22 protein-coding genes are annotated in these 20812 nt (G+C 68.5%); 9 read left to right on the plus strand and 13 right to left on the minus strand.

Going from position 1 to position 20812, the window contains the following annotated elements; all coding sequences use genetic code 11:
- Positions 1-12: 12 nt before the first annotated feature.
- Genes ACTJJX_RS25645 through ACTJJX_RS25655 form a run of 3 tightly spaced genes read left to right on the plus strand, consistent with a single transcriptional unit; the run spans position 13 to position 2341 of the window.
- On the plus strand, positions 13-645 hold the full coding sequence (locus tag ACTJJX_RS25645; protein WP_003109549.1) for an ankyrin repeat domain-containing protein: 633 nt from the start codon (positions 13-15) through the stop codon (positions 643-645).
- Positions 646-662: 17 nt separating this feature from the next.
- Positions 663-1118 carry a nucleoside deaminase gene (locus tag ACTJJX_RS25650; RefSeq protein ID WP_003089844.1) on the plus strand — a complete coding sequence of 152 codons (456 nt, stop codon included), beginning with the start codon at positions 663-665 and terminating at the stop codon, positions 1116-1118.
- A complete protein-coding gene (locus ACTJJX_RS25655) occupies positions 1115-2341 on the plus strand; it encodes a CynX/NimT family MFS transporter (RefSeq protein ID WP_003109547.1) in 1227 nt (408 codons plus the stop codon). Before ACTJJX_RS25650 ends, ACTJJX_RS25655 begins: the two co-directional genes overlap by 4 nt.
- A 43-nt stretch (positions 2342-2384) precedes the next feature.
- On the opposite strand, the gene ACTJJX_RS25660 is transcribed toward ACTJJX_RS25655, so the two are convergent.
- Positions 2385-2552: a hypothetical protein gene (locus ACTJJX_RS25660; protein WP_003089849.1), complete on the minus strand. Its 168-nt coding sequence runs from the start codon at positions 2550-2552 to the stop codon at positions 2385-2387.
- 103 nt (positions 2553-2655) lie between these two features.
- On the minus strand, positions 2656-3996 hold the full coding sequence (locus ACTJJX_RS25665) for a leucine-rich repeat-containing protein kinase family protein (protein ID WP_023082402.1): 1341 nt from the start codon (positions 3994-3996) through the stop codon (positions 2656-2658).
- Positions 3997-4113: 117 nt separating this feature from the next.
- On the opposite strand from ACTJJX_RS25665, the gene ACTJJX_RS25670 reads away from it, so the two are divergent.
- Positions 4114-5367, plus strand: coding sequence for an SMI1/KNR4 family protein (locus tag ACTJJX_RS25670; RefSeq protein WP_023082401.1), 1254 nt, complete (start codon positions 4114-4116; stop codon positions 5365-5367).
- Between the two features lie 3 nt (positions 5368-5370).
- Here ACTJJX_RS25670 and ACTJJX_RS25675 read toward each other — a convergent pair whose 3' ends face one another.
- Together ACTJJX_RS25675 and ACTJJX_RS25680 are read right to left on the minus strand one after the other, a co-directional pair.
- Positions 5371-5988, minus strand: a complete 618-nt coding sequence (locus ACTJJX_RS25675; RefSeq protein ID WP_003089860.1) for an immunity protein Imm33 domain-containing protein — start codon at positions 5986-5988, stop codon at positions 5371-5373.
- 251 nt (positions 5989-6239) lie between these two features.
- Positions 6240-7586, minus strand: coding sequence for an OprD family porin (locus ACTJJX_RS25680; protein WP_016852834.1), 1347 nt, complete (start codon positions 7584-7586; stop codon positions 6240-6242).
- 362 nt (positions 7587-7948) lie between these two features.
- Here ACTJJX_RS25680 and ACTJJX_RS25685 point away from each other — a divergent pair, with 362 nt between their 5' ends.
- Positions 7949-8167, plus strand: coding sequence for a hypothetical protein (locus ACTJJX_RS25685; protein ID WP_003089862.1), 219 nt, complete (start codon positions 7949-7951; stop codon positions 8165-8167).
- A gap of 157 nt (positions 8168-8324) precedes the next feature.
- Here ACTJJX_RS25685 and catA read toward each other — a convergent pair whose 3' ends face one another.
- Genes catA through ACTJJX_RS25700 form a run of 3 tightly spaced genes read right to left on the minus strand, consistent with a single transcriptional unit; the run spans position 8325 to position 10745 of the window.
- Positions 8325-9257, minus strand: coding sequence for a catechol 1,2-dioxygenase (gene catA, locus ACTJJX_RS25690; protein ID WP_016852833.1), 933 nt, complete (start codon positions 9255-9257; stop codon positions 8325-8327).
- Between the two features lie 44 nt (positions 9258-9301).
- Positions 9302-9592: a muconolactone Delta-isomerase gene (gene catC / locus ACTJJX_RS25695; protein WP_003089864.1), complete on the minus strand. Its 291-nt coding sequence runs from the start codon at positions 9590-9592 to the stop codon at positions 9302-9304.
- Between the two features lie 31 nt (positions 9593-9623).
- Positions 9624-10745, minus strand: a complete 1122-nt coding sequence (locus ACTJJX_RS25700) for a muconate cycloisomerase family protein (RefSeq protein ID WP_016852832.1) — start codon at positions 10743-10745, stop codon at positions 9624-9626.
- A 161-nt stretch (positions 10746-10906) separates the two neighbouring features.
- Here ACTJJX_RS25700 and ACTJJX_RS25705 point away from each other — a divergent pair, with 161 nt between their 5' ends.
- Complete coding sequence (locus tag ACTJJX_RS25705) at positions 10907-11779, plus strand: LysR family transcriptional regulator (RefSeq protein ID WP_003116869.1); 873 nt, start codon at positions 10907-10909, stop codon at positions 11777-11779.
- Between the two features lie 8 nt (positions 11780-11787).
- Here the strand turns inward: ACTJJX_RS25705 and ACTJJX_RS25710 are convergent, their stop codons facing one another.
- On the minus strand, positions 11788-12789 hold the full coding sequence (locus ACTJJX_RS25710) for an AraC family transcriptional regulator (RefSeq protein ID WP_003116868.1): 1002 nt from the start codon (positions 12787-12789) through the stop codon (positions 11788-11790).
- A gap of 316 nt (positions 12790-13105) precedes the next feature.
- On the opposite strand from ACTJJX_RS25710, the gene antA reads away from it, so the two are divergent.
- From antA to antC, 3 genes are read left to right on the plus strand one after another with little or no spacing between them, the layout of a single operon-like run.
- Entirely contained in the window at positions 13106-14500 is a 1395-nt protein-coding gene (gene antA / locus ACTJJX_RS25715) for an anthranilate 1,2-dioxygenase large subunit (protein ID WP_016852831.1), read from the plus strand.
- On the plus strand, positions 14497-14988 hold the full coding sequence (gene antB, locus ACTJJX_RS25720; RefSeq protein ID WP_003116865.1) for an anthranilate 1,2-dioxygenase small subunit: 492 nt from the start codon (positions 14497-14499) through the stop codon (positions 14986-14988). The genes antA and antB overlap by 4 nt, the downstream gene beginning before the upstream one ends.
- A gap of 18 nt (positions 14989-15006) precedes the next feature.
- A complete protein-coding gene (gene antC, locus ACTJJX_RS25725; RefSeq protein WP_016852830.1) occupies positions 15007-16029 on the plus strand; it encodes an anthranilate 1,2-dioxygenase electron transfer component AntC in 1023 nt (340 codons plus the stop codon).
- Between the two features lie 5 nt (positions 16030-16034).
- Here the strand turns inward: antC and ACTJJX_RS25730 are convergent, their stop codons facing one another.
- From ACTJJX_RS25730 to ACTJJX_RS25750, 5 genes are all read right to left on the minus strand, one after another.
- Complete coding sequence (locus tag ACTJJX_RS25730) at positions 16035-16796, minus strand: 1,6-dihydroxycyclohexa-2,4-diene-1-carboxylate dehydrogenase (protein ID WP_003113313.1); 762 nt, start codon at positions 16794-16796, stop codon at positions 16035-16037.
- A gap of 24 nt (positions 16797-16820) precedes the next feature.
- Entirely contained in the window at positions 16821-17834 is a 1014-nt protein-coding gene (gene benC / locus ACTJJX_RS25735) for a benzoate 1,2-dioxygenase electron transfer component BenC (protein WP_003109537.1), read from the minus strand.
- 33 nt (positions 17835-17867) lie between these two features.
- Positions 17868-18356, minus strand: coding sequence for a benzoate 1,2-dioxygenase small subunit (gene benB / locus ACTJJX_RS25740; protein ID WP_003120077.1), 489 nt, complete (start codon positions 18354-18356; stop codon positions 17868-17870).
- Entirely contained in the window at positions 18353-19720 is a 1368-nt protein-coding gene (benA, locus tag ACTJJX_RS25745; protein ID WP_016852829.1) for a benzoate 1,2-dioxygenase large subunit, read from the minus strand. Before benA ends, benB begins: the two co-directional genes overlap by 4 nt.
- Before the next feature lie 116 nt (positions 19721-19836).
- Entirely contained in the window at positions 19837-20793 is a 957-nt protein-coding gene (locus ACTJJX_RS25750; RefSeq protein WP_003109534.1) for an AraC family transcriptional regulator, read from the minus strand.
- Positions 20794-20812 lie beyond the last annotated feature (19 nt).

A 20812-nucleotide genomic window follows, 5' to 3' on the forward strand; every position in this document is an offset into this window, starting at 1 on the left:
AGGAGCGGAGCCATGCTGGTCTGCGCAGCATTCAGCGGAGGCGCCGGCGCGAGCGACGCCGGAGCATTGCTCGAAGCCGCGCGTCGCGGCGATACCGCGCAGGTCGCCAGCCTGCTCGAACGCAAGGTCGAGGTCGACGCGCCCAGCGCCGACGGTAGCACCCCGCTGCTGCTGGCCACCGCCAACGACCACCTGGCGGTGGCGCGCCAGTTGATCGAGGCCGGCGCCGACGTCAACCGGCAGAACAGCCGGCTCGACAGCCCGTATCTGCTGGCCGGCGCCGAGGGCCGCCTGGAAATCCTGCGCCTGACCCTGCTCCACGGCGCCGACCTGAAGAGTACCAACCGCTATGGCGGCACCGCGCTGATCCCGGCCTGCGAACGCGGCCATGTGGAAGTGGTGAAGACGCTGCTGCAAGCCGGGGTCGATCCCAACCATGTCAACAAGCTCGGCTGGACCGGGCTGCTCGAGGCGATCCTGCTGAGTGACGGTGGTCCGCGCCACCAGGAGATCGTGCGCCTGCTGATCGACGCCGGCGCCGACGTCAACCTGGCCGATGCCGACGGCGTCAGCCCGCTGGCCCACGCCCGCCAGCGCGGCCAGGGCGGGATCGAGCGGCTGCTGCTGGCCGCCGGCGCCCAATGAAAGCGAAGGAGAAAGACATGTCCGATGAAACCTTCATGCGCGAGGCCATCGCCCTCGCCCGCGCCAACGTCGAGGCCGGCGGCCGCCCGTTCGGCGCCGTGCTGGTGCGCGACGGGCGGGTCCTGGCCCGCGGCGTCAACCAGATCCACGAGACCCACGATCCCAGCGCCCACGCCGAACTGCAGGCGATCCGCCAGGCCAGTCAGGCGCTCGGCAGCCCGCGTCTGGACGGTTGTGTGATCTACGCCAGCGGCCATCCCTGCCCGATGTGTCTGGCCGCCATGCATCTCTGCGGCATCCAGGCGGCCTGGTTCGCCTATTCCAACGAGGACGGCGAACCGTTCGGCCTGTCCACGGCCACGCTCTACGCCGAGATGGCGCGCCCGCCACAGCGGCAAAGCCTGCCGCTACGCGCCCTGCGTCCTGCCGGCGAAGAGGGTCTGTACCGGCAATGGCGGCAACGCCAGGCATGAGCGCGCGAATCCCTTCCGGCGGCCAGGCCGCCACCGGCGTCGGCGCGGCGGAGGTCAGTTGGGTCGGCCTGCTGGTGATCTTCTGCCTCGGCATCAACCTGCGACCGATCCTCACCGGCATCGGCCCGCTGCTCGAGGAAATCACCGCCGGCACCGGTCTCGGCTTCCAGGGCGCGTCGCTGCTGACGGTGTTGCCGGTGCTCTGCATGGGCCTGGTGGCGCTGTTCCTGCCCTGGCTCGGGCGCTGGCTGGCCGAGCACCGCGGCATCGTCTGCGGACTGCTGGCCATCGCCGCAGCCTGCCTCTGGCGCCTGGAACTGGATAGCGGGCTGGCGCTGATCGCCAGCGCCGCGCTGGCCGGCAGCGGCGTGGCGATCATCCAGGCGCTGGTACCGGGCGTGGTCAAGCGCTGGTTCCCGAGGCGGGTCCCGGCGGCGATGGGCCTCTACTCGGCCTCGCTGATGGCCGGCGGCGGAACCGCGGCGGTGCTCAGCCCGCGGATCGCCGAACACTTCTCCAACTGGCAGGCCGGCCTCGGCGCCTGGGCCGTACCGGCCCTGCTGGCGCTGCTGCTGTGGATGTTCGCGCGGCCAAGGGAGGTGCTGCCGAGCGCTGGCGAGGGGCCGGTCCGGCACTTCTTCGGCAATCGCCGTGGCTGGCTGCTGGCGGTGTATTTCGGGCTGATCAACGGCGGCTACACCAGCATGGTGGCCTGGTTGCCGGTGTACTACCGCCAGCTCGGCTGGAGCGCCCAGGACAGCGGCGGGCTGGTCGGGATCATGACCATCTTCCAGGTGCTCGCCGCGCTCAGCGTGCCGCTGCTGATTCGCCGCCGCCTCGACCGCCGGCCCTGGCTGCTGGCCGCGCTGCTGGTCCAGCTCGGCGGCTTCTGCGGCCTGCTGTCGATGCCGCTGCAGCACGCGGCGCTGTGGGTGGCGTTGATCGGCTACGGCCTGGGCGCCTGCTTCGCCCTCAGCCTGACCCTGACCCTCGACCACCTCCACGAGCCGCGTGCGGCGGGAAGCCTGGCGGCCTTCGTGCAGGGCATCGGCTTCATCATCACCGGCATCGTGCCCTACCTGACCGGCTGGCTGCGCGACGCCACCGGCAGCTTCCAGGCCTCCTGGCTGCTGCTCGCGGCGAGCGTGGTGGCGATGTTGCTGGTGACCCTGCGCTTCGCCCCGTCCGGCTATGCCCGGGCCATGGGCGAGACGCGCGACTGAGCGGCGGACCTCCGCGCCCGCCATTGCAGGCGCGGGTGGCGCTTCAGTAATGGGTGGCGATATAGATGCGGTAGCTGATGATGGCCAGCATGCAGATCACCCCGACCCACATGAGGAACAGGCCAAACGGCGTGTCGCGCTTGGTGAAACCCGTGCCGATGAAGAGCATGCCCAGCACGATGATTGCGAAAGTGACGCCGTAGGAATCCATGTTTACCCTCGTTGGCCGCGTTCCTGACATACTTGTCAGTCTAGCTCCAAGCCCGCTAGAACTACGTTGATATTTATCAGCCTGCGGTCAATTTCGGACAAATTCATCGAACTTGAGGAAACGCCTGGCTGCGAGCGGCAAGGTCGCGCAAGATCGCCTGGATCTCGCCGAAGTCCGGCCGCTCGCTCACCCGTGGCAGCGCGCAACGTCGCTGCAACTCGACCAGCGCCGCACGTAGCGAGGCCTGCCCCGGCGGCGCCTCGCTGCGCTCGAGCAACTCTTCCAGCAGGCAGGCGAAGGCACGTACTTCCAGGCGCCGCAGGGCGCCGGCGAGCACGGCGTCGTCCGGGAGAAAGGACGCGGCGCCGAAATCGCCCAGCAGGCAGGCGCCATCCTCGCGCCAGAGGATGTTATGCGCATAGAAGTCGCCATGGCTGATGCCGCGTCCATGCAGATGGGCCATCAACGCGGCGAGCGAGGCCGCCAGGTGCAGCGCCGTGGCCAGCTCGAAGCGCAGTCCCGGCGGATAGACGTCGCGGGTACAGGACTCCAGGCTCGGCGGCCCCGCCAGGTTGCGATAGGCGTCGTCGAGCAGCTCCAGCACCAGCCCGTCGCGCCCTTGCGGATGCCCGGCGAGCTGGCCGAGCACCTCGATCAATTGCGCATGGCGCCCCGCCGTCAGGCAGGCGGCCATCTCGCTGGCGGGGGTGCCATCGCTGGTCACTTCGCCCTTGAACAGCTTCAGCGCCACCGTGCGCGTCGAGCCGTCCGGCTGGTGCCAGCCGGCGCGATGGATGACCCCGGAGGCTCCTTCGCCGATCAAACCGTCCAGGCTCAGCTCGCTCCAGTCCAGCGCAGCGATGCCGCTGTCGGCCAGCGCCGGCAGACGGCACAACGGGTTGCCGGCGTAGGCCAGCCAGGCCAGGCGCGGCAGCGTCGCCAGCCAGGCCGGCAGGCGCTGGAAACGGTTGGCGGCGATCCGCAGCAGTTCCAGGCCTTCGCAAGCGGCCATGCTCTCGGGCAAGGCCTCCAGGCGGTTGCCGGCCAGCATCAGCTTCTGCAACGGCCGGCGGCCCAATTCCTCGGGCAGCGTGGCAATCCGGTTGTCGGTGAGGATCAGCCAGCGCAGCGCTGGCGGCAGGGCCGCGGCCGGCACCCGCTCGATGCGGTTGGACTTGAAGCCGACCATGCTCAGCGCCGGACAGTCCCCCACCGCCGCCGGCAATTCGTCGAAGTCGTTGGCGGAACAGAACAGCACCTTGAGACGATGCAGCCGCCCGAGGTCGTCCGGCAGACTGTCCAGGGCGTTGCCGCTGAGGTTGAGCACCTCCAGGGAGTCGGCCAGCTCGAAGATTTCCCGGGGGAACTCGCGCAGGCCGCAGGACAGGTCCAGGCGCGTGGCGCCGGCCAGTTCGCCGCTGCGCAGTTGCTGCAAGGTGTGCATGGTTCGACGGACTCCGGCCAGGGCGGATGGAAAGCCGCGCATGATAGCCAAGGCGTTGCGGAACGCGCACCCTCGCCGTGCTAGAGTGGCCGCCCCGAATCGACAGGACCACAGAGAATGGAACTCTCCCCCGCCGAACGCCAACTCCTGCTGGCCCATCGCCTGGCCGTGTTCGACGGCTGCGTGGTGTACGACGCCCAACCGCCGGTGTCCGCCGAACACGTCCAGCGTCTTGCCGAAGGCCTGGCCGGACCGATTCCAGAAGACCTGCTGCGCCTCTGGCGCACCTGTTTCGGCGGGCGCCTCGGCTATGACCTGGAAGTCGACTACGACGGCCACCGCCACCCGTTCTCTTTCAGCGAACTGTTCTATCCGGACAGCGACGGCTACCACGACCTCTGGGGCTGGATCGAACACGAGCGCGAGCTGGCGGCGGAAGCCGCGGCAGAAGAAGGCCGCGACTGGAACGGCAAGCTGGCCTACCTGCCGTTCGGTGGCTTCGAGTACCTGGAGCGGCTCTACGTCTGCGTCGAACCCGGCCCCGAGCATGGCGCGGTAATCGCCTGGAGCCACGGCCTGCCGCCGGCCTGGGCCGGACGCCTGCACCAGGATTCGGTGACGCGCCTGGCCGACGACGTCGGCGGGCTGTTCCGCCTGCTGTCCTTCGAACAGGATCCGTTCGATGCCGAGAACGCCTGCGGCGTGGCCGACGAGCTACTGGAAGCGCTGGACGCCCTGGAGGCCGCCGGGGAGCCCGGCAAGGCGCTGAAGGGCCGCCTGGAAGTCCTGCTGCGCCAGCGCATCCTCGACTGGCGGCCGGCCCTCGCCGACGGCAGCCTGGCCGCCGAGCCAAGGCTGCGTCAACTGGCCCTGGCCGAAGCTGCGCAAGACGGCGACATCGACCTGCTGCAACGCCTGCGCGATGCCGGCTGCGACTTCGCCGAAACCTTGCGCGGACGCGGCGGTGTGCTGGAGGCCTGCCTCGCCCGCGGGCGCCTGGAGGCCGCCGGATGGCTGCTCGACCAGGGCGTCGCGGTGCACCAGGACAGCCTGCAGATTGGCGCCGCGCACCTCGATGCGGTCCTGGCCGAACGCCTGTTGCGGCTCGGCGCGATCTCCGACCCGAATACGGTGCTCCTCGCCCTGCAATACGGCGACGCCGACGCCGCGCGGATCATGGCGCGACCGCTGCTGGAGGAGTCGCCGGCGAGGGCCAGCGCCCTGCGTCTGGCCCTCGCCAGCCGCGCCGAGCGCGAGCGCAGCGACGCCAGGCGGGTCAGGTCGGGAAAGATGGGCAGCAACCGCAGTCCCGACGACTACCTGGCCCTGGCCGAGCGCCTGGAGCGCTTCCTCGCCGAGCTGCCAGGCTGAGGCTCAACCCTCCGGTCCCTGCACCTCGATGAAGGAACCGTCGGCCAGCCGCTCGAACGCCCGTCCCGGCGGCGCGTCGAGCAGCGGCAGGATGCTGTCGTCGGCGTTCAGCACCGAGCCCAGGCTGACGTAGGCGGTGGTCCCGGCGGTATTCATGTAGTCGTCCGACTCGTCGCCGGCCATCAGTCGCCAGCCGCTGTCGTTTTCCTCTTCCGGCGCCTCGCGGTAGAGGTAGCCGACCGCCTTCCCCTCGTCTATCACCCGGCGCGTCACGAAGCAGCGCCGGGCATAGCGCGAGATCGGCGTTTCCCGCGGGTCGTGCTCGGTGTTGATGATGTGCCGCGCCTCGAAGACGATGCGCTCGCCCAGCGACAGGTCGCGGATGTATTGCGGATAGTTGTCCAGGCGGCCGCTGAAGGCGCCATCCGCCTCGATGCCCTCGACCGTCACCCAGAGCCGCTCGGCGCGCGGCGCATCGGGGTTGTCGGTATCGAAGGCGAAGATCAGCTTGACGCTTTCCCCGGCGGCGACCCGGTCGATGGTCTCCGCGTCCGGTTTGTAGAAGGTGTAGGGATGGCGGACAGCGATCGCACTGGCGTCCACCAAGGTCCACGAGGCCATGTCGACTCCCGCTTGGCTGGCTACGCGGCGCCCGTAGCCTGGGCTGCCACGGGCACGCCGGTGCCCGGGCGGCATGGGTGGAATGGCGTGGCCGAGGTTCGGGTCGCGGCGCCCACCGGCAGGTCGAAGCCATGCCCGGCCAGGAACCGCCCTTCGGCCCGCCTACCCAGAGGAAAGTAGCAGCGCCGCCGCGCAGCCGCCAGCAACGGGCTGTCGCAGAGCGCCGCCCCGGACGGGGCGGCGGCGCGCCTTCAGAGGACTTGCAGCGGGTATTCGACGATCAGGCGGACTTCGTCGAGGTCCGACTCGAAGCTGTCGGAGCGCACGGTGGCCTGGCGCACGCGGAACGCCAGGTCCTTGGCCGCGCCACCCTGCACCACGTACTTGACCTCCACGTCGCGTTCCCAGCGGCCCTGGTTGGTCAGCGGGTTGCCGTTGGCGTCGGTGCGCATGTAGACGCTGTTGGCATTCGAATAATCGGCGTCCCAGCCCTTGCCATAGCGGGTCATGAAGCTCAGCCCCGGCACGCCGAAGGCGGCCATGTCGAGGTCGTAGCGGAGCATCAGCGAGCGTTCCTTGGGCGAGTTGAAGTCGCTGTACTGGATCGAGTTGTCCAGGTAGATGGAGTCGGTCTGGCGCAGGTAGTCGAAGTCGTCGTCGCCGTTGTTGCGCTGGTACGACAGCAGCACCTGGTGCGGACCGTAGGCGAAGCCGCCGCGCACGCTCCAGATGTCGTTGTCGAGTTCGCCCATCACCTGCCTGCCCTGGTCCTTGACCTTGTAGTAGTTGGCGCCGCCGAGCAGGGACAGCTTGTCGTCCAGCGGATAGTTGAAGCTGGTGCCGGCGTAGTACTGGTCCCAGGCGTCCTTCTGGCGGCTGCCGTAGAGGCTGACGCTCCAGTGTTCGGTGGCCTGGTAGTCGCCGCCGGCGTAGGCGACCCACGGCGAGTCGATGCGCCGGCCGGTGTAGAAGCTGTAGAAGTCGTCGCTGCCGCTGGTGCTGTTCGGTTGGGTCATCGAGTTCAGCTTGCCGGCCTGCAGGGTCAGGCCCTTCGCCAGGCTGTCGTTGACCAGGGTGAAGCCACGGAAGCTGGAGGGGAACAGCCGGCTGTTGCCGTACTGGATTACCGGGGTTTCCGGGAACACGTCGCCGACCCGCAGCACGGTGCCATACCAGCGCAGCTTGACCGCGCCGCCGGCTCGCGAATAGTCGACCTGCGGCCTCCCCTGGTCGTCATAGGGCAGCAGGTCGACGCTACCGCCGGCGCCGGAACGCCCGCCGCCGCTGTCCAGGCGCACGCCGAGCTGGGCGAAGGCGTCGATGCCGACGCCCAGCGTGCCCTGGGTGAAGCCCGAGGAAAAGTTGGCCATGAAGCCCTGCACCCACTCCTCGGTGTAGCCGCCGCCCGCCGGGCTCGATTGGCCCTTGCGGAAGTCGCGGTTGAAGTAGAAGTTGCGCAGCAGCAGGTTGACCTCGCTGCCCTCGATGAAACCTTCCTTGCTCCGCTCGGCGTTCTCCTCGGCGACGGCCGAGGCCATCAGTCCGGCGCCCAGCAGCAGTGGAAGCGTCCACAGTCGTTTCTTTCCATCCCCTTGCATGGCGATTGCTCCAGATCGGTTCATGTCTGTTTTTCTTCTGCGGCCATGCCTTGCGGCGCTGGCTGTGCGTGAACTTCTGGTCGATCGCGCCCCCGCGCAGTCCTGCCGCAACCGGCATTGACCGTGGGGCTGATTCTGGAACCGGGGAAATGACGCAGACATGAGGCGGGGATTACTTTTCCGCAATCTTAATTCGCACTTAATGCGCTTCGCGCAGACTCCTCCGCCATGCAACGGAGCATCGCCGAAGTTATCGGAAACGTAATTTTCCACTCACCCTCGGGTAATCCGTCCGCTCTTACTCTTTGCTCAAACGGGACGAATACCTCGCCCCGGCGACGAGCCAACCCGAGAGGTTTGCCATGAAGATCATCCCGATGCTGCTGGCCGCCCTGCTGGCGACCGGCGCCGCCACTGCCCAGGCCCAGGACGGCAGCGAACGCTCCTGGCAGTACAACGCCGAATTCCGCGCCGCGCAGAAAGAACTGCGCGAAAAGCGCCTGCAGAAGCAACAACTGGAAGCGCAAGCGCAGAAGACCGACCGCAGCAAATGCGCCGAGCGCAAGAACGGCAACGGCTGAGCAGCCTTTCACCGAGCAATACACTTGTCCTTTTTGGGTTGCTCCTTTGGACAAGTCCTGAGGCGCCAGTCATGGCGCCTTTTTTTATCCGCCGTCGCGCCTGGCGGAAGAAGGCGGCATGGTCGCCAGCGACCAGCCGCCCTCCCCGTTTCCCGCCTTACTCCTGCAATGCCCGCGGCCGCTGGCTGCGGCGCTCGGCGGCGGGCGCCGGGCTGGACTGGAGCTGGAAGTCGAAATCCAGTTCGGCGAAGCGTCCGCCCTCCACGCCGCGGTCGCGGGCCGCGGCGGGGTCGTCGTTGAAGCGCAGGTCGCCGATCAGCCCATCGCGGGTGGCATAGGCGAAGTCGTCCCACAGGTAGCGGTCGCCCGCCAGGTTGATCTGGGTGGTCAGGTGGCGATGGCCGGGCGCCGAGACGAAGAAGTGAATGTGCGCCGGCCGCTGGCCGTGGCGGCCGAGGCGGTCGAGCAGTTCCTGGGTCGGGCCGTCGCTCGGGCAACCGTAGCCGGACGGCACGACGCTGCGCGCACGGTAGCGGCCGTCGGCGTCGGTGCGGATGCGCCGGCGCAGGTTGTATTCGGACTGGCTGCTGTCGAAGTAGGAATAGGTGCCTTGGGTATTGGCGTGCCAGACATCGACGATGGCCCCGGCCAGCGGCTGGCCGTCGGGACCGCTGACGCGGCCCTGGAGGAACATCACGGTGCCGGCGTCGCGGCCGTCGTCCATCCGTGCCTCGCCATCGCTCAGCGGCGCGCCGGCGACGTACAGCGGCCCTTCGATGGTGCGCGGCGTGCCGCCGGTGAGGCCGGCCTCGGCGTCCTGGGCGTCGAGCAGCAGGTCCAGGTAATGCTCCAGGCCCAGCCCGGCGGCCAGCAGGCCGGCTTCCTGGCGGCTGCCCAGGCGGTTCAGGTAGTCCACCGCTTTCCAGAATTCGTCGGGCGTGACCTGCATCTCTTCGATCAGCTTCGCCGTGTCGTCGAGGATGCGCCGCACCAGGGCCTTGGTGCGCGGATCGCCGCGTTCGTTGAGCTGGCCGCTGGCCTCTTCGAAGAAGCGCTGGACATCGGCAGTCTGGGAAATCTTCACGGTCATGGCGTTTGCCTCTGCTTGTTGTTGTCGGGCGTGGGAAGGGAATCTCAGCGGTCGTCGGCATGGATCGACGAGGGATGCCGGCAAAGCCCGTCGATCTCGATGTCCATGTAGGGAAACAGCGGCAACCGGGTCAGGGTGTCGTGCAGCGCCTCGACGCTGGGCAGGTCGAACAGGCTGTAGTTGGCGTAGTGCCCGGCGATCCGCCAGAGGTGCCGCCAGCTGCCCTCGCGCTGGAGGCGCTGGGCCATTTCCTTCTCCTCGGCCTTGAGCCGCTCGGCCTGTTGCGGGTCCATGTCGACGGGCAACTTCACGGTCATCTTCACGTGGAACAGCATCGGTCGTTTCTCCTCTGTCTGCGGGACGGCTTCAGCGCCGGCGGAAGCGCGCCAGGCGCTCCTCGTCGAGCGCCAGGCCGAGACCCGGCGCACGCGGCACGTGCAAGTTGAAATCCTGGTAGCGCGGCGACTCGAGGAGGATGTCCTCGGTCAGCAGCAACGGGCCGAACAGTTCGCTGTGCCAGGCCAGGCGGTCGAGGGTGACGAAGGCGTGGGCGGCGGCCAGGGTGCCGATGCCGCCCTCGAGCATGGTCCCGCCGTACAGGCCAATCCCGGCCGCCTCGGCGATCGCCGCGCTACGCAGCACCGCGCGCGGTCCGCCGTTCTTGGCGATCTTCAGAGCGAACACCGGGGCGGCGCCCTCGCGAGCCAGGTGGAAGGCATCCTCGACGCTCTCGATGGCCTCGTCGGCCATGATCGGCGCGCCGCCGCGGCTGCTCAGGCGCGCCAGGCCGACGCGGTTGTGGCGGGCGATGGGCTGTTCGATCAGGGCGATGCCGTTGTCGCCGAGCGTCGCGCAGGCACGCTGGGCAACGCCTTCGTCCCAGGCCTGGTTGACGTCCACCCGCACGCTGGCGCGCTCGCCGAGGGCGCGCTTGATGGCGATCGCGTGGGCCACGTCGGCATCCACCTCACCGGCGCCGATCTTCAGCTTGAAATGCCGGTGGCGGCGCAGGTCGAGCATCCGCTCGGCTTCCTCGATGTCGCGGCCGGTGTCGCCGCTGGCCAGGGTCCAGGCCACCTCCAGGCTGTCGTGCAGGCGGCCGCCGAGCAGTTCGCTGACGGCCAGGCCGAGGCGCTTGCCATGGGCGTCGAGCAAGGCGGTCTCGACCGCCGAGCGGGCGAAGGTGTTGCCCCTGATGTGTCGGTCCAGGCGCTGCATCGCGGCATTCACGTTGTCCGCCGGCTGGCCCAGCAGCAACGGGGCGAAATGCGCGTCGAGATTGCTCTTGATGCTCTCCGGGCTCTCGCTGCCGTAGGCCAGGCCACCGATGGTGGTGGCTTCGCCGAGGCCCTCGATGCCGTCGCTGCAACGCAGGCGGAGGATCACCAGGGTCTGCCGGTTCATGGTGTGCATGGCCAGCTTGTGCGGGCGGATGGTCGGCAGGTCGACGATGATCGACTCGAGGCTTTGGATCACGGCTTGGCTCATTCTCGGGGGTCCACCAGGGTTGCGGTCGGGTTTTCGACGGTTCGCTGCTCAAGGCTCGCTCGATACCGAGCGGGTTTCGCCGTCGTTTCGGCCAAGCATCCATCGCCTTCTTCACTGGGGTCCAATATCATCTTCCTCTCGAACCATACCCTGGAGGTATCATGGAGCTTCGTCACCTGCGCTACTTCCAGGCGCTGGCCCGGACCCTCAACTTCACCCGCGCCGCCGAGCAGTTGCACATCGCCCAGCCACCGCTGAGCCGGCAGATCCAGCAACTCGAGGAAATGCTCGGGGTGGCCCTGCTGGAGCGCGGCCGGCCGCTGCGCCTGACCGAAGCCGGGCGCTTCTTCCACGAACAGAGCGCGACGCTCCTGGACCAACTGGAAAGCATCTGCGACAGCACCCGGCGGATCGGCCAGGGCCAGCGCCAGTGGTTCGGCATCGGCTTCGTGCCCTCGGCGCTGTATGGCGTGCTGCCGGAGCTGATCCGCCACCTGCGCGGCGACCCGGAGCTGGAGCTGGGCCTGCTGGAGATGACCACCCTGCAACAGGTCGAGGCGCTGAAGAGCGGGCGTATCGACATCGGTTTCGGACGCATCCGCATCGACGACCCGGCGATCCGCCAGAGCGTGCTCAGCGAAGAGCCGCTGGTCGCCGCCCTGCCCGCCGGGCACACGTTGCTCGGCCAGCCGCTGAGCCTGGAGCGCCTGTCGCGCGAGCCGTTCGTGCTCTACCCCGGCCAGCCGCGGCCGAGCTACGCCGACCACGTGCTGGCGCTGTTCGCCACCCACGGCCTGAGCCTGCGCGTGACGCAATGGGCCAACGAGATGCAGACCGCCATCGGCCTGGTCGCCGCCGGACTCGGCGCGACCCTGGTGCCGGCCTCGGTGCAGTTGCAGCACCGCGACGACGTCGCCTACCAGGCCCTGGCCGACGCCTCCCTGACCTCGCCGATCATCGTCAGCCGGCGCCAGGGCGACGGCTCCCCGCACCTGCGGCGCTGCCTGGCGCTGATCGGCCGCGAGGACGCCTGAACGCCCTCTCAGGAGCGCCGCGCAGCGCGGCGCTGGGTCATGCTCGGGGTTTCCTCGAAGCGCTTGCGGTAGTCCACGGAGAAGCGTCCGAGGTGGCTGAAGCCCCAGCCCAGGGCGATCGTCGAGATGCTGCGGGCGCCGCCGCTGGCGAGGATTTCCTCGCGCACCGCGGCGAGCCGGTAGTGCTTCAGGTAGCTCATCGGCGACACCCCGAAGTAGCGACGGAAGCCCTCGAACAGCTTGAACCGCGAGACCCCGGCGGCGCGTTCCACGTCCTCCAGGCTCAGGGTCTCGCGGGCGTTGGCCTGGAGAAACTCGCGGGCGCGCAGCAGGTAGTGCGGCGGGCGCCCGCCAAGGCCCTGCTGCAGGGCCTCGCTGTAGTTGTTCGGCTGGGCCAGGATCAGTCCCTTGATCAGCGCGCGTTCCAGGTCGCTGCTGAAAAACGCCTGGGCGTAGAGTTCGCTGCGCGCCATCTCCTCGCTGATGTGCCGCACGGTGCGCCACCAGGACGCGGAGGCGCCATCCAGGGCATCCATCTCCGGATCGAAGCGCAAGGGCGTATCGATCGGCCGCTGCAACATCTCCTCCAGGACCTTGCGCATCGCCGTGCGGCCGATCACCACCTGCAGCTTGCGGCAGTCCCCGGCGATGCTCAGCTCCTGGCGCTCGTTGGGCGCGATGATCACCCCGCGGCGGACGTCGGAGAGCAGGCGCAGCCCGCCCCGGCACAGCTCCTGCTCGCCGCTGAGCGGCAGGCTCAGGCTGTAGGCGTTGAACGCCGCGGCATCCTCGACGGTGATGGTGACGTCGGTACCGTAGCCGATGTAGCCAAGGGTGGTGCACATCGACTTCAGCACGTTGCCGTGGTGCTCGAACTGCACCAGTCCCGGGCTCGCCGCTTCGAGCCGGTGCGGCCCGCAGACCTTCGACATCCAGGAACGGGCGGCGGCCAGGTCCAGGTGGTCGGCATGGAGATCGCCACGATCGGCGACGGGATGGGTCCTCATCATGGTTCGGCACTCGACACGGCAAGGCTGGGGGTGCGCTCTGCTGGCGCTCTGTTTTCAGCAAAATGCAAGGCATATGCCGGCGCAAGGCCGGCTCCCCGCATCCTCCACTATCCGGATAGCGTTCGCCGACTTTCCGGACAAAGCGTCCGCCGCAAGCGCCGCTCGAACCCGGAACGAGCCCTCCGCGAGGCCCTCGGCCGCTCCTCGGCGGCCGCACATTTTCGGGATGCGCATCGTCGACTAAGCGGATAGCCCGCCCCCGCTCGTGGCCGTTGAATGGCTCACCCATAACGACAACGCACAAGGGTGAGAACGCATGAACGCTACCCGCAGAAGCCTGGAACAGTGGCGCGACTATGTCGGCGGCTGTCTCGACTTCCGTCCCGAGGAAGGCATCTTCCGCATCGCCCGGGACATGTTCACCGAACCGGAGCTGTTCGACCTGGAGATGGAGCTGATCTTCGAGAAGAACTGGATCTACGCCTGCCACGAGAGCGAACTGGCCAGGCCCCATGACTTCGTCACCCTGCGCGCCGGACGCCAGCCGCTGATCGTCACCCGCGACGGCAACGGCCAGTTGCACGCGCTGGTCAACGCCTGCCAGCATCGCGGCGCGACCCTGGTGCGGGTCGGCAAGGGCAACCAGTCGACCTTCACCTGTCCGTTCCATGCCTGGTGCTACAAGAACGACGGCCGGCTGGTGAAGGTCAAGGCGCCGGGCGAATACCCGGAAGGCTTCGACAAGGCCACCCGCGGCCTGAAGAAAGCGCGCATCCAGAGCTACAGGGGCTTCGTCTTCGTCAGCCTGGACGTCGCCGGCGAGGACGACCTGGTGGACTTCCTCGGCGACGCCCGGGTGTTCCTCGACATGCTGGTGGCGCAGTCTCCCAGCGGCGAGCTGGAAGTGTTGCCCGGCACCTCCACCTACACCTACGAAGGCAACTGGAAGCTGCAGAACGAGAATGGCCTGGACGGCTATCACGTCAGCACAGTGCACTACAACTACGTAGCCACCGTGCAGCACCGCCAGCAGGTCGAGGCCGAGCGCGGCGGCGTGGCCGCCACCCTCGACTACAGCAAGCTCGGCGCCGGCGACGCGGCCACCGACGACGGCTGGTTCTCCTTCGCCAACGGCCACAGCGTGCTCTTCAGCGAGATGCCCAACCCCGCCGTACGCCCCGGCTACGCCAGCGTGATGCCGCGGCTGGTGGCGGAATACGGCCAGGCCCGCGCCGAGTGGATGATGCATCGCCTGCGCAACCTCAATCTCTACCCCAGCCTGTTCGTCATCGACCAGATCAGCTCGCAGCTGCGCATCGTCCGCCCGCTGGCCTGGAACCGTACCGAGATCGTCAGCCAGTGCATCGGCGTCAAGGGCGAGTCGGACGCCGACCGGGAGAACCGGATCCGCCAGTTCGAGGACTTCTTCAACGTCTCCGGGATGGGCACGCCCGACGACCTGGTGGAGTTCCGCGAAGCCCAGCGTGGCTTCCAGGCCCGCCTGGAGCGCTGGAGCGACATCTCCCGCGGCCACGGCAAGTGGCTCGAAGGCGCGACGCCGAACAGCCAGGCGCTGGGTATCGCGCCGCTGCTGACCGGCACCGAGATCACCCACGAAGGCCTCTACGTCAACCAGCACGCGCATTGGCGGCGCTTCCTCCTCAACGGCCTGGAGCGCCTGGCCCTGCGCGCGAAGGAGGTGACCCCATGAACGCCGGACTGCAGTACCGCGTCGAACAGTTCCTCTACCGCCACGCCGAACTCTGCGATGCCCAGGACTGGGACGGCTACCTCGCGCAGTTCGACGAACAGTGCGAGTTCCACCTGCCGCAGTGGGAGTCCGAGCAGCGCTACACCCGCGATCCGAAGCGCGAGATGTCGCTGATCTACTACCCCAGCCGTGCCGGCCTGGAAGACCGGGTGTTCCGTATCCGCACCGGCAAGGCCGCGTCCACCGTGCCGATGCCGCGCACCCTGCACCAGATCGGCAACGTGCGCATCGCCGAGGAAGGCGAAGGCCTGCTGCGAGTGCGGGTCAACTGGCAGACCCTGTTCCAGCGCCTGGACCAGACCGGCAGCTTCTTCGGCCATGCCACCTACCGCCTGAAACCCCATGGAGAGGCCTGGCTGATCGCGCGCAAGCACATCGTCCTGCTCAACGACCGGATCGACTCGGTCCTCGACTTCTACCACCTCTGAACGGCGGGACCCGTCACGATGAATCACAAAGTCGCCCTCAGCTTCGCCGACGGCAAGACCCTGTTCCTGCCCGTCGGCCACGACGACCTGCTCCTCGACGCCGCCCTGCGCCACGGCATCAACCTGCCGCTGGACTGCCGCGAAGGGGTCTGCGGCACCTGCATGGGCCGCTGCGAGGCGGGCAGCTACAGCCTGGACTACGCCGACGAGGACACCCTCTCCGCCGCCGACCTGGAGCAGCGCAAGGTGCTCGCCTGCCAGACCCGGGTGCGCTCCGACGCGGCCTTCTACTTCGACTTCGCCTCGACCCTCTGCCATGCCGCCGCGGCCCAGGCGCACAGCGGCGTGGTGCGCGAACTGCGCCTGCTCTCCGAGGACACCGCGCTGCTCCGCCTCGACGCCGGCGCCGCGGGCCGCCAGCTGGACTTCCTGCCCGGCCAGTACGCGCGCCTGCAAGTACCCGGCAGCGACTGCCGGCGCGCCTACTCCTTCGCCAACCGGCCGAATCCGCAGAACCACCTGCAATTCCTCATCCGCCTGCTCCCGGGCGGCGCCATGAGCGACTACCTGCGCCAAGGGTGCCGGGTCGGCGACGAGATCCGCTTCGAGGCGCCGCTGGGCACCTTCTACCTGCGCCAGGTGGAGCGCCCGTTGCTGCTGGTGGCCGGCGGCACCGGCCTGTCGGCGTTCCTCGGCATGCTCGACGAACTGGCCGAGCGCGGTTGCGAGCGGCCGGTGCATCTCTACTACGGGGTACGCCGCGCCGCCGATCTCTGCGAATTGCAACGGATCGCCGGCTACGCCGAGCGGCTTCCCGGCTTCCGCTTCATCCCGGTGCTCAGCGAGGCGGACGCCGACTGGGATGGCCGGCGCGGCTACCTGCACGAGCATTTCGACGCCGCCCGCTTGCGCGACGAAGCTTTCGACCTCTACCTGTGCGGGCCTCCGCCGATGGTCGAGGCGGTCCGCCAGTGGCTGCGCGAGCACTCCCTGGAGCATCTGCGGCTGTACCTGGAGAAGTTCACCGAAAGCGGCGACTGAAGCGCTCAGCCGAGGTCGCCGCCAGCTACCGGCAGGGTCACGCCGGTAATGTAGGACGCCTCGTCGGAGGCGAGGAAGAGGATCGCCGCGACCTGCTCGTCGATGCTGCCGTAGCGCTTCATCAGGCTGCTGTCGAGGGTCTGCTCGACGATCTGTCGATACCAGCGCCGCTCCTCCTCGCTCTGCGCCGCGGCGTTGCGCGGAATCCTTCGCGGCGGCGCGTCGGTGCCGCCCGGCGCCACCGCGTTGACGCGGATGCCCTGGTCGGCGGTCTCGAACGCCAGGCAGGCGGTCAGCGCGTTCACTCCGCCCTTGGCGGCGCCATAGGGCACCCGGTTGACCCCGCGGGTGGCAACCGACGAGACGTTGACGATCGCCCCGCTGCCCTGCCCCAGCATCGCCGGCAGCGCCGCTCGGCAACACCACAAGGTGGGCAGCAGCGAACGCCGCAGCTCGGCCTCGATCTCGTCCTCGGCGTAGTGTTGGTAGGGCTTCGCCCAGAGGGTGCCGCCGACGTTGTTGACCAGGATGTCCAGCCGGCCGAAACGCTCCAGGGTCCGCTCCAGTACCCGCTGGCATTCGGCGTAGCGCTCCAGGTCGGCGGTCAGGCACAGGCAGGCGTCGCCGGCCAGTTCGTGGACCAGCTCGGAGCGGTCCACCGCCACCACCCGCGCGCCTTCCTCCAGCAGGCGCCGGGCCACCCCCAGGCCGATGCCCTGGGCGGCGCCGCTGACCAGGGCGACCTTGTCGCGGAATCTGTCGTTCATGGGAATCTCCTTGGCTGCTCGGGTTCAGGCCGCGCTGGCAGCGAACTTTTCGTAGTAGAAATTCGCCGGGCGCACGCCCTGCTCGCGCAGGTAGCGCTCGACCGCCTCGACCATCGGCGGCGGCCCGCACAGGTAGATGTCGACGTCGCCCTCGTGCAGGTGCTGCGCGGCGATGTGCTCGGTCACGTAGCCCTTGCGCGGATAGTCGCTGTCGGCGCTGGCCACGCAGGCGCTCCAGGTGAAGCCGGGAATCCGTTCGGCGAACGCCTCCAGGCGCTCGAGCCCGACCAGGTCGACGTCGTGGGTCACCCCGTAGACCAGGTGCAGCGGGTGCGCGCTGCCCTGCTCGGCGATCCGTTCGAGCATCGCGGTGAACGGCGCCAGGCCGGTGCCGCCGGCCAGCATCAGCAGTGGCCGGTGAATCTCGCGCAGGTAGAAACTGCCCAGCGGGCCGTCCATCGCCAGGCTGTCGCCGGCCCTGGCCGTGCCACTGAGGAAGCCGCTCATCAGCCCGCCGGGGACGTTGCGGATCAGGAAGCTGACCTCGCCGTCCTTCGCCAGCGAGCTGAAGGAGTAGGCGCGGCGCTGCTCGCTGCCGGGTACCTGGAGGTTGACGTACTGCCCGGGCAGGAACGCCAGGCTGGCCAGCGCCTCGCCGCGCAGCGACAGGCCGATGGTGCTCGGCGACAGTTGCCGGACTTCGCTGATGCGCGCCTCGTAGCGCGCCTGGCCGGTCCTGCACAGGGTCGAGGACGCCGGCACGCGCAGCACGCAGTCGCTTTCGGCGCGCATCTGGCAGGTCAGCACGTAGCCGCGGGCGGCTTCCTCGGCGCTGAGGGCATCGTCGATGTAGTCCTGGCCCAGCGCATAGCGCCCGGCCTCGGCCAGGCACTTGCAGGTGCCGCAGGCGCCGTCGCGGCAGTCCAGGGGGATGTTGATGCCCTGGCGGTAGGCCGCGTCGGCCACGGTCTCGCCGGGCGCGGCATGGATGAAGCGGGTCACCCCGTCTTCGAAGTTGAGTGCGATCCGATGGTTCATGGCATGTCCCTCGACAGCCCGCCGGCGCGGGCGTCAGACGTGGTAGACGTCGATCAGCTGGCGAACGTAGTCGTTCTTCAGGATCACTTTCTTGGCCTTGATCAGCGGACTCTCGCCGCGTACGTCGAGGTCGTAGAAGGTGGTGCCGAAGTAGCTGTCCACGGTCTTGTAGCGATAGCTCAGGGTGTGCCAGTTGCAGCGCGCGCGGCAGATGCCGTCGTCCTCGCCGAGCAGTTCGATGTTGCTCAGGTTGTGCGAGGTGCGGGTGTCCGGCAGGGTCGCGCTGGAGCGCTCGGTGCGGATGCGGAATACCCGGTCCTCCAGACCGCCGCGGTTGCCGTACCAGATCAGCGAGATTTCCCGCTGCGGGTCCTCGGTGAGCTGGTCGCGGTCGTCCCAGGACGGCATCCAGAAACTGGCGTCCGCGGCGTACAACGCCAGCCAGGCGTCCCAATCCTTGTCGTCGAGATAGCGCGCCTCGCGGTAGAGGAAATCGCGCAGGGCGTCGTAGCCCAGGCTCATGACGCCACCTCCCGCAGCGCCACGCGCTGCGTCCGTTCGCGCTCCAGGGCGGCGAGCAGCGCCTCCTGCCAGTAGCGATGCTGCAATACGAACAGCCCTTCGTCCTCGGTGCGCACGCCGCTCAGGCGCGGCCGCAGGTCGATGGCCGCGGCCGCCGCGTCGGCGCCCTCTATCCAGTGTTCGGCGCCGCGCGACAGGTCGTTCCAGCCGACCACGCTGCCCTGGTAGCCCTGCTGGCAGGAACGGAACTCCTCCAGGTCGTCCGGGGTGGCCATGCCGCTGACGTTGAAGAAGTCCTCGTACTGGCGGATGCGCCGGGCGCGCGCCTCGGCGCTCTCGCCTTTCGGCGCGATGCAGTAGATGGTGATTTCCGTGCGGTCCACCGACAGCGGCCGGGCGATGCGGATCTGCGAGCTGAACTGGTCCATCAGGTAGACATTGGGGTACAGGCAGAGGTTGCGCGAGTTCTCGATCATCCAGTCGGCGCGGGCCTCGCCGAAGTCGCGGGCAAGCTCGGCGCGGCGCTCGAAGGCCGGCCGGTCCTCGGGGTTGGCCCAGCGACTCCAGAGCAGCATGTGGCCATGCTCGAACGAGTAGAAGCCGCCGCCCTGCCGGGCCCAGCCGGCGGCGCTCATGGTCCGCAGCGGGTCCGCGGCGTCGCGTTGCTGGCGCTGGCTCTGGGTCGCCGCGTAGTTCCAGTGCACCGAACTGACGTGGTAGCCGTCGGCGCCGTTCTCGGCGGTAAGCTTCCAGTTGCCTTCGTAGACATAGCTGGAAGAGCCGCGCAGCACTTCGAGGCCTTCCGGCGACTGGTCGACGATCATGTCGATGATCTTCGCCGACTCGCCCAGATGCTCGGCCAGCGGCCTGACATCGGGGTTGAGGCTGCCGAACAGGAAGCCACGGTAGGACTCGAAGCGCGCCACCCGGGTCAGGTCGTGCGAGCCCTCGCAGTTGAAGCCCTGCGGGTAGCCGGCCTCGGCCGGGTCCTTGACCTTGAGCAGCTTGCCGGAGTTGTTGAAGGTCCAGCCGTGGAACGGACAGGTATAGCTGCTGCGATTGCCGCTCTTGTGCCGGCAGAGCATCGCGCCACGGTGGCTGCAGGCGTTGATGAAGGCGTTGAGCTGGCCGTCGCGGTTGCGCGCGATGACGATCGACTGGCGGCCGATCTGGGTGGTCAGGTAGTCGTTGATTCCGGCAACCTGGCTTTCGTGGGCGAGATAGACCCAGTTGCCCTCGAAGATGTGCTTCATCTCCAGCTCGAACAGGCGTGGGTCGGTGAACATCTCCCGCTTGCAGCGGTAGACGCCGCGCTCGGGGTCTTCCTCGAGCAGAGAACGCAAGTAATCGCTACCCAGGGACATGGCCGGGGCCTCCGTTGTTATTGTTCAGGCCCGGTCAGGTTAGGTAGCGCGTACTGCTGGGGATATCCGTTGCCTGCGGATCGCTGGCCGATTCCTGCACGCCGTGGCGGTCGGCGCTAGGCGCGCCGGCGCAGGGTTTCCGAAGGCAGCTCGCCGAACTGCCGGCGATATTGCTCGGCGAAGCGGCCGAGGTGGGCGAAACCGAAGTCCAGGGCCAGTTCGGTGAGGTTGCGTACCCGGCAGCCGGGGTCTTCCAGGCAGGCGCGGATGCGCTCCAGGCGCAGCCGGCGAATGTATTGCCGAGGGCTCTCGCCAAGCTGGCGCTCGAACAGCGCGTACAGCGAACGGGTGCTCATGTGCGCCTGCTCGGCCAGCGCCGCGACCTCGATCTCGCTCTGCAGATGGCGGCGGATGTAGGCATCGAGGCGGGCGAAGACGACCTGCGCATCGCCGGGGTCCTCGCGGCTGACGTTGGTCTTCAGCAGGGTCAGCAGCTTGCTGCCGAGGATCTGCTCGAAGTGGCTGTCGACCCGCGCCAGCCGCTCGCCGGACTCGGCCTCGCGGCAGACCAGGGCGAGCAGGCCGACGAAGCCTTCCAGCTGGTCCAGGCGATAGCGATGTTCGAGGAAACGCACGCCGCGCGCCGGATGGCTCCAGCGCTGCTCGGCGCAGATCGCTTCGAGCAGCGCGCAGGGCAGCTTGACGATGAATTTCTCGCAGTCCGCCGAATAGGTCAGGTCGACCGGATCGTCCGGGTTGATCAGCAACAGCTCGCCCGGCGCCAGGGCGTGTTCCTGCCCGCCGCCGCGCCACAGGCAGTGGCCGCGCAGGAGGATCTGCAGGTGGAAGATGCTCTCCAGCGCCGGCGAGGTGACCCGTACCGCCGCGCCGTAGCTGATCCGGCACAGGTCGAGGCTGGCGAAGGTGCGGTGGTCGAGGCTGGCTTGCGGCCTGCCGGCGGCCGGCAGGCGTATGCAGTGCGTACCGACGTGCCGGTTGACATAGCCGGACACCGCATAGGGGTCGGCACGTTCGAACACCCGGCTGCGCTCGCTGAGCAAGGAGGCATTCATGGGCAGGACACTCAGGCTG

The sequence above is a fragment of the Pseudomonas sp. 22490 genome, from assembly GCF_052044465.1.
Lineage (GTDB): Bacteria > Pseudomonadota > Gammaproteobacteria > Pseudomonadales > Pseudomonadaceae > Pseudomonas > Pseudomonas aeruginosa.